The sequence below is a fragment of the Bradyrhizobium sp. LeoA1Lang genome (assembly GCF_055413685.1).
On sequence record NZ_JBVAPG010000103.1, the window covers coordinates 22,314 to 29,960 of the forward strand.

Annotated in this window: 6 protein-coding genes; 5 read left to right on the forward strand and 1 reads right to left on the reverse strand. The window is 64.6% G+C overall.

Going from position 1 to position 7,647, the window contains the following annotated elements:
• Nucleotides 1-158: 158 nt before the first annotated feature.
• From ggt to ACZYOF_RS28690, 4 genes are all read left to right on the forward strand, one after another.
• A complete protein-coding gene (gene ggt, locus ACZYOF_RS28675) occupies nt 159-1,838 on the forward strand; it encodes a gamma-glutamyltransferase (protein WP_463717896.1) in 1,680 nt (559 codons plus the stop codon).
• A 182-nt stretch (nt 1,839-2,020) separates the two neighbouring features.
• Nucleotides 2,021-3,319 carry an MFS transporter gene (locus ACZYOF_RS28680; RefSeq protein WP_463717891.1) on the forward strand — a complete coding sequence of 433 codons (1,299 nt, stop codon included), beginning with the start codon at nt 2,021-2,023 and terminating at the stop codon, nt 3,317-3,319.
• An 18-nt stretch (nt 3,320-3,337) separates the two neighbouring features.
• The gene (locus tag ACZYOF_RS28685) at nt 3,338-4,234 is read left to right on the forward strand and encodes an SDR family oxidoreductase (RefSeq protein ID WP_463717892.1); all 897 of its coding nucleotides are present in this window, start codon (nt 3,338-3,340) and stop codon (nt 4,232-4,234) included.
• Between the two features lie 211 nt (nt 4,235-4,445).
• Entirely contained in the window at nt 4,446-5,834 is a 1,389-nt protein-coding gene (locus ACZYOF_RS28690) for a serine hydrolase domain-containing protein (protein WP_463717893.1), read from the forward strand.
• A gap of 137 nt (nt 5,835-5,971) precedes the next feature.
• Here ACZYOF_RS28690 and ACZYOF_RS28695 read toward each other — a convergent pair whose 3' ends face one another.
• Nucleotides 5,972-6,637 carry a glutathione S-transferase family protein gene (locus tag ACZYOF_RS28695; RefSeq protein WP_463717894.1) on the reverse strand — a complete coding sequence of 222 codons (666 nt, stop codon included), beginning with the start codon at nt 6,635-6,637 and terminating at the stop codon, nt 5,972-5,974.
• A gap of 161 nt (nt 6,638-6,798) precedes the next feature.
• Between ACZYOF_RS28695 and ACZYOF_RS28700 the strand changes: the two genes are divergently transcribed.
• Nucleotides 6,799-7,380 (forward strand): DUF2239 family protein, encoded by a 582-nt coding sequence (locus ACZYOF_RS28700; protein WP_282530994.1) that lies wholly within the window; start codon nt 6,799-6,801, stop codon nt 7,378-7,380.
• The last annotated feature ends 267 nt before the right edge of the window (nt 7,381-7,647 follow it).

Below are 7,647 nucleotides of genomic sequence, written 5' to 3' on the forward strand. Positions count from 1 at the left end.
GAACAGGCGCTTTGCCTGTCGGCTTCAAATCCATATAGCATGCGGCGCTTACGCGAGCGCTTCACTTCGGCTCCAACCGCGGCGAAATATTGATGACAGCTTCCTCAAATCGTTGGCGCAGGATTGTCGCGACTGTTGTGCTCGTGGTCTTCACGATCATGCCGGCGGCCGCGCAGGAACAGCGCCGCTTCTACATGCCACCGGCTGCCGACACCATGCGGGGCATTGCCGCCGAGCATGGCATGGTGGTGGCACAGGAAAAACTTGCAGCCCGCGTCGGCGCCGACATCATGCGCCAGGGCGGCAATGCCGTCGATGCAGCAGTCGCGACCGGCTTTGCGATGGCGGTGACCTATCCGCGCGCCGGTAATATCGGCGGCGGCGGTTTCATGGTGATCCATCTCGCCGACCGCAACGAGGATGTCGCGATCGACTATCGCGAGACCGCCCCTGGCGCCATCACCCGCGACATCTTCCTCAATGCCGAGGGCAAGCCCGATCCCGACAAGTCGCGCAATTCCGCACTCGGCATCGGCGTGCCCGGCACCGTTGCCGGCCTCGCGCTGGCGCTGGAGAAATATGGTTCGGGGAAATTCACACTGGCGCAGATCGTCAAACCCGCGATCGATCTGGCGCGCGACGGCCTTCCCGTTGCTGACGATACCGCGGACACGCTGCCGGACATGTATCGCCGCATGTCGCGCTGGCCGCACTCGGCCAGGACGTTCTCCCGTGTAGATGGCTCGCCGCTGCATGAGGGCGACACGCTGATCCAGAGCGATCTCGCGGTCACGCTCGCCGCAATCGCCGAACAGGGCCCGCGCGGCTTCTACGACGGGCCGGTCGCGGAAAAGCTCGTCAAGGCTATCAGCGATGCCGGCGGCATCATGGCGCTGGATGATCTGAAATCCTATCAGCCCGTGATCCGCACGCCGGTGCGCGGCACCTATCGCGGCTATGACATCGTCTCGATGCCGCTACCTTCCTCGGGCGGCATCGTGCTGCTGGAGATCCTGAACATCCTCGAGGGTTTCCAGATGTCCGACATGAAGCAGGGCTCTGCCGCCTCGCTCCATGTCATGATCGAAGCGATGAAGCGCGCTTATGCCGATCGCGCCCGCTATCTCGGCGATCCCGCCTTCATCAACGCGCCAACGGTCGCTTTGCTCGGCAAGGATTATGCCGCCAAGCAGCGCGCCACCATCGATCTTGCCCGCGCCACGCCCTGGGCCGAAGCGGCCGCGGTGCCGCCGCGCGAAGGTTCCAACACCACGCATTACTCCGTGGTCGACGAACACGGCAATGCGGTCAGCAACACCTATACGCTGAACTTCCCCTATGGCGTCGGCCTCGTCGCCGAGGGCACCGGCGTGCTGCTCAACAACGAGCTCGACGATTTCACCGCCGCGCCCGGCGCCTCGAATGCATTCGGCCTGGTCGGCTTCGAGGCCAATCTGCCCGGTCCGGGAAAACGGCCGTTGTCGTCGATGTCGCCAACCATCGTGCTGAGAAACGGCAAGCCGGTGCTGGTGACGGGCACGCCCGGTGGCAGCCGCATCATCTCCGCGGTGACGCAGGTGATCGTCGATGTCATCGACTACAAGATGGATATCGCCGGCGCTGTCGCCGCTCCGCGCGTGCATCATCAATGGCTGCCGGATGAAGTGCGGATCGAGAAGGGATTTCCCGATGACGTGCTGGCCGAGCTCAGGGCCAAAGGCCACAAGCTCGTCGAGCCGCTCGGCTATTCCTCCGCCAACTCGATCCTGGTGACAACGAACGGCCCGCTCGGCGCCCCCGATCCCCGCACCCGCGGCGCTGACGCGGCGGGGTATTGACGGAGCCGCGCAGCTAAAGCGTAGGGTGGGCAAAGCGAAGCGTGCCTACCCTCAGCACTCCGCCCGTCATGGTGGGCACGCTTCGCTTTGCCTACCCTACATTCTCGCGATAGATTTACCTTTCCCGCAAGCCGGCCGCATGCAATAGGGCCGATCAAGAAGAAACTCGCGGAGACCTCAACATGACGACATCGGATCCATCGAAGGCGATGGAAGTCGCTGAAATCCACGACACCAGCCTGCTCGCCTTCTACCGCGACATGAACCTGCAGGAGCGGCGCACCTTCTGGGCCTGCGCCTCGGGCTGGGCGCTCGACGGCATGGATTTCATGATCTATCCGCTCGTGATCGGCACCATCATCACGCTGTGGAAGGTCGATGCCGGCACCGCGGGCCTTGCGGGCACGGTGACGCTGCTCTCGTCGGCCATCGGCGGCTGGCTCGGCGGTTATCTCGCCGACCGCATCGGTCGTGTCAGGACGCTGCAAATCACCATTCTCTGGTTCTCGTTCTTCTCGCTGATCTGCGCGGTCGCGCAGAATTTCGATCAGCTCCTGATCGCGCGGGCAATCCTGGGCTTGGGCTTCGGCGGCGAATGGGCGGCGGGCGCGGTGCTGATGGGCGAAGCGATCCGGCCGCAATATCGCGGACGCGCGGTCGGTTCGGTGCAATCGGGCTGGGCGGTCGGCTGGGGCCTGGCGGTGCTCGCGCAGGCGATCCTGTTCTCGATTCTTCCCGCGGAGACCGCGTGGCGCTGGATGTTCGTGATCGGCGCGCTGCCGGCGCTCTTGGTGTTCTATCTGCGCCGCTACGTCACCGAACCTGAGATCGCGGCGGCGACGCGCGTGAAGCAGCAGGCCGAAGGCGACCGGCCGTCGCTCTGGGAGATCTTCCAGGGACCGATCCTGAAGACGACCATCCTGGCGGCGCTGGCGGCGACGGGCTGCCAGGGCGGCTACTACGCCATCACCTTCTGGGTGCCGCGCTTCCTCACCACGGAGCGGCACCTTTCGATTGTCACCTCGACCGGCTATCTCGCGGCGCTGATCATAGGCTCGTTCATCGGCTATCTCGTCGGCGCCTGGCTCGCCGATCGCATCGGCCGTCGGAACCTGTTCCTGACCTTCTCGCTCGGCGCCATCGCGGTCGTACTGCTCTATACGCAGGTGGAGATCAGCAACGAATTGCTGTGGGTGCTGGGCTTTCCGCTCGGCTTCTTCGCGTCCGGCTATTTCTCCGGCATGGGCGCGTTCCTGACCGAGCTCTATCCGACGCGGCTGCGCGGCTCTGGACAGGGCTTCTGCTATAATTTCGGACGCGGCATCGGCGCGCTGTTCCCGTATCTCGTCGGCGCGCTCTCGACCACGACGTCGCTCGCCAATGCGATCGCGATTTTCGCGGTCGCCGCTTACGCTGTATTCTTCCTGGCCGCCTACGCGCTGCCGGAGACGCGCGGACGAGTGTTGCATGCAGATGGATAAATAACACGGGAGGTTCGGATGACGTCGCTCAAAGGCAAGACGCTGTTCATCACCGGTGCGAGCCGCGGCATCGGGCTCGCGATTGCGCTGCGGGCGGCACACGATGGCGCCAATATCGCGATCGCCGCCAAGACCACGGAGCCGCACCCGAAACTGAAAGGCACGATCTACACCGCCGCCGACGAGATCCACGCCGCCGGCGGCAAGGCGCTGCCGGTCGTCTGCGATATCAGGGACGAGGCGCAGGTGATCGCGGCGATCGACAAGACGGTCGCCGAATTCGGCGGCATCGACATCTGCGTCAACAATGCCAGCGCGATCAGCCTGACCAACTCGCAGGCCACCGACATGAAGCGGTTCGACCTGATGATCGGTATCAACACCCGCGGCACCTTCATGGTGTCGAAATATTGCATTCCGCATCTGAAGAAAGCAGTAAACCCGCACATCCTGATGCTGTCACCACCACTCGACATGAAAGCAAAATGGTTCGAGCATTCCACCGCCTACACCATGGCGAAGTACGGCATGAGCATGTGCGTGCTGGGGCTCTCAGGCGAATTGCGATCGGCCGGTGTCGCCGTCAACGCGCTGTGGCCGCGCACGACGATCGCCACCGCCGCGGTCGGCAACCTCCTCGGCGGCGACGCCATGATGCGTGCCAGCCGCACACCCGAGATCATGGCCGATGCCGCGCATGTTATCCTGACCAGACCAGCGCGCGAATTCACCGGCCGGTTCTGCATCGACGACAAGGTGCTCTATGACAGCGGCATGCGCGATTTCGAGCACTACCGCGTCGACCCGAAGGTCGCGCTGATGTCGGATTTCTTCGTACCCGACGACGATGTGCCGCCGCCCGGCGTCACCGTCCAACCACTGCCCTCCGTTGGCGAAGCCCAGAAGTCACGGTAGAACTCGATCGAAGCAAGCACGGAGCCTCTTCTCCCTCTCCCCGTTCTTCACGGGGAGAGGGTCGGGGTGAGGGGCTGCCTCCGCGAACTGGGTGATAGGTGAACTCGCGGAGAGTCCCCCCTCACCCGGAATTCAAGCTGCGCTTGCATTCCGACCTCTCCCCGCAAGCGGGGCGAGGTAAAGTAAGATCGGCTCAGGCGCGGAGGAATTTGTGGGCTGGCAGAAATGGATCGCGGCAGCAATCGCTTTCGCCGCCGCGGTGGCGATTGCCGCCTACTTCCGTCCTGATCGGGCCGTTCGTGTTGCGACCGGCGTGGTCGCACACAATGTCTGTTCCAAGGTGTTCGTCTCCGGCCTCGATCCGGAAACAGTGTTTTCGGAAACCATCGATCGGGCCGGCATCCGCAGACTGCGTCCGCTGCTCCGCTTTGCGCTCGACCGCACCGGCAAGACCGTCGACGCGTCGATGGCTGGATGGCTGACAAGCCGTGCTGCGTTTCACGATGGGCTCGGATGTGTGCTGCTGCACGGCGCGAAGGCGCCTTATGTGCTCAAGAGCGATATCGACGCGCTGAAGGTGACAAAAGCGCTGCCGCTGCTTGAGGAGATCGCGGGCCCTGAACCTGTCGAGCCTTCGGACCCGGCGCTGAAAGCGGCACTCGATGATGCCTTCGAGGAGCCGGCGGAGCCGCCGTTCCGGCGCACCAAGGCGGTGGTGGTCGTCCATCATGGCAAGGTGATCGCCGAGCGCTATGCCAAGGGCGTCGGCGTCGATACGCCGCTGCTTGGTTTTTCCATGACCAAGTCGGTGATCAATGCGCTGATCGGAATCCTGACGCAACAAGGCGTCGTCACGCCGTCGATGCCCGCGCCGATCCCGGAATGGCGCGGCAGGAATGATCCGCGTCGCGAGATCGAAGTGGAGCACCTCATGCGCATGACCACAGGGCTGGCGCTGGACGAGACCAATTCAGGCTTCGATCCCTCGAGCCAGATGGCCTACCTGCACGACGACATGGCGGGCTTTGCGGTGAAAGCGCCCCTAATGGCGCCGCCCGGCACGCGCTGGCACTACTCGAGCCCCTCGACGCAACTCTTGGCACGGATCATCCGCGATGCCGTCGGCGGGCCCGAACAGACGCTCGCCTTTGCCTGGCGCGAGTTGTTCAATCCGCTCGGCATGCGCAGCGTCACGCTGGAATTCGACGGCAGCGGCACGCTGCAGGGCACCGCCTACATGCTGGCGAGCGCCCGGGACTGGGCACGCTTCGGGCTGCTCTATCTCAATGACGGCGTGGTCGGCGGCAAGCGGTTGTTGCACGAAGACTGGGTGGACTTTTCCGCCGCCGCGACGCTGAAGACCGACTACGGCGCCGGCTTCTGGACCAACCGCAGCGAACATGCGCGTGCCAAGAACCGTGTCGCGCTCGGCATTCCCCGCGACGCCTTCTTTGCCTCGGGCGACCTCGGCCAGCGCATCGTCATCATGCCGACGCAGCACCTCGTCGTGGTCCGCCTCGGCGACAGCGTCGATCGGACCGGCGACATGCGCGGATCGGCGCGTCTGGTGAAAGAGGTGATCGCGGCGGTGGAGCGGTGAGACTCCCTCGCCCCGCTCTTGCGGGGAGAGGGTTGGGGTGAGGGGCTGCTTCCACGAACACCGAATGCGCGGCAACGCCCCTCACCCGGCGCTACGCGCCGACCTCTCCCCGCAAGAGCGGGGAGAGGTGACTTCGCCTACCGCCCCACCAGATACGGTCCGCCCTTCTCCAGCGCGCGGACATAGGCCGGGCGCGCGTGAATGCGTTCGAGGAACGCCATGCACCTGGGATGCCCCTCCTCCAGCCCGGCGCGCGCGGAGGCGGCTTCCAGCGGAAAACTCATCTGGATATCGGCCACGCTGAACTCGTTGCCCGCGAACCATTGGTTTTTGCCGAGCTCCGCCTCCCAGAACGCCATGTGCTGCTTGAGCTGGGGATTGACCAGCACGGTCAGCGCCTGGTTGGTGACCTTGCGCACCAGTGGCCGCAATAAAGCGGGCGCGCGCTTCGGCATCATCGTGAACAGCAGCTTCAGCAGCAGCGGCGACATCGCCGATCCCTCGGCATAATGCAGCCAATAGGTGTAGCGCAGCCGCTCCGGCGTGTCCGGCGGCGGGATCAAGCGTCCCTTGCCGTAAGTGCCGAGGATGTATTCGGCGATCGCGCCGGATTCCGCGATCGTATTGCCGCTGTCGGTGATGACGGGCGACTTGCCGAGCGGATGCACCGCCAGCAACTCCTTCGGCGCGCGCATGTCAGGCCCACGCTGATAGCGCACGATCTCATAGGGCACGCCGAGCTCTTCCAGGAGCCACAGCACCCGTTGCGAGCGCGAGTTGTTGAGGTGATGAACGGTCAGCACGGCGTCCCCCGAAATCCAAAGAACCTTCCCGGGCGTTCCCTATCAGGCAATCGCGGGATTCGCGATTGGCCGAGAGGCCAAATTATTTATCCGGGCGATATTGACATCGAAATTATACCCGGGCATAAATGCATGAAACGCGAGTCGACTGGATAACTCAAATGAATCAGACATTTACAGCCTTCGAAGGCCAGCGGCGCCTCGCCACCGGGCCTTTGGCCGAGGTCGCGCTGGCGGTCAAACGGGCCGGCCAGAGCGCCGAGCCGATTGCGATCTTCTGCGACGGGACCGGGCGCGCCGTTGATCTCGACCTTCGCGGCAGCGATGACGCGATCCTGGCACGGCTGCCGGCATCGGCTCCGCCAAGCGAAGCGCCCGAGGCGCCACCGAGCGAGCCGCGTGGCCGCGGGCGACCGAAACTCGGCGTGGTCGCGCGCGAAGTGACGCTGCTGCCGCGCCATTGGGAATGGCTCAACGCGCAGCCCGGCGGCGCCTCGGTCGCGCTCCGCAAGCTCGTGGACGAGGCGCGCCGCAGCAGCGGCGACCGCGACCGCCAACGCGCCGCACGCGATGCCGCCTATCACTTCATGTCGGCGATGGCTGGCAACCTCCCGAAATTCGAGGAGGCCTCGCGCGCACTGTTCTCCGACGACCGCCGCCGCTTCGTCGGCGAGATCGCCGAATGGCCGCCGGACATTCGCGACCACGTCGTCAAGCTCGCCTACAGCGACCGCGCGGATTAGCGCCTCGACGGAGATGCGCTCCCTCTCCCCGCTTGTGGGAGAGGGTGGGGTGAGGGTGTCTCCGCGGCGGGACTCGCTATGTCGAGAAAGCCCCCACCCGGATCGCATCTGGCGATGCGATCCGACCTCCCCCGCAAGCGGGCTGTCATATTCGCACATCTTGCGAAGGAATTTGATCGCTGATTCCGTGAGTTGAACGATGATTCGCGGGAGTGAGCGATGTCTGGGATGGACTACGGGCTGGGTCGGTTTGGCGATGCGCGGCTG